At 59.0% G+C, this 417-nt stretch carries 1 protein-coding gene; it reads right to left on the reverse strand.

The features are described from left to right. The coding region (locus RMT89_RS41300; protein WP_315888895.1) for a hypothetical protein at positions 1-266 on the reverse strand (266 nt) is incomplete at its 3' end. Between the last annotated feature and the right edge of the window lie 151 nt (positions 267-417).

Raw genomic sequence — 417 nt, forward strand, 5'->3', positions numbered from 1 at the left:
TAGCCGATAGCCGCTGGTTTCTTGCGCTGGAACGCCATCACCCACCCACACCACGCACGAAAGTTAAAGGCATCACACTTTGGTAGTTCCCGCCATGGTATAGTCGTGGTTGTGCCGCTGAGTCTTAACTTGTTATCAAGCCTAAACTTGCTTTGATGCAGCGCATGGAACAGCCCCAGCCCTTGCAGGTTCGCTACCAGAAGTGTGGTCAGCACGCTCAACCCACCCGGTCGATCCTGGATACGCGTACCGGCCAGACCCATCACATGTTCGAGTGTAGATGTGGCGGCCGGGAGCTGGGTGGCAGATGCGAAGCCGGAGCAGACGGCGGTCGCTAATCACTGACCTCGGCGACGTTCGCCATCCTCCCGCAATGCCGCGCTGATCTTCAGGTAGGGCCGCGAAGCAACTCGGCCC

Origin of the sequence: Streptomyces sp. P17, from assembly GCF_032436805.1 — a bacterium.
Taxonomy (GTDB): Bacteria; Actinomycetota; Actinomycetes; order Streptomycetales; family Streptomycetaceae; genus Streptomyces.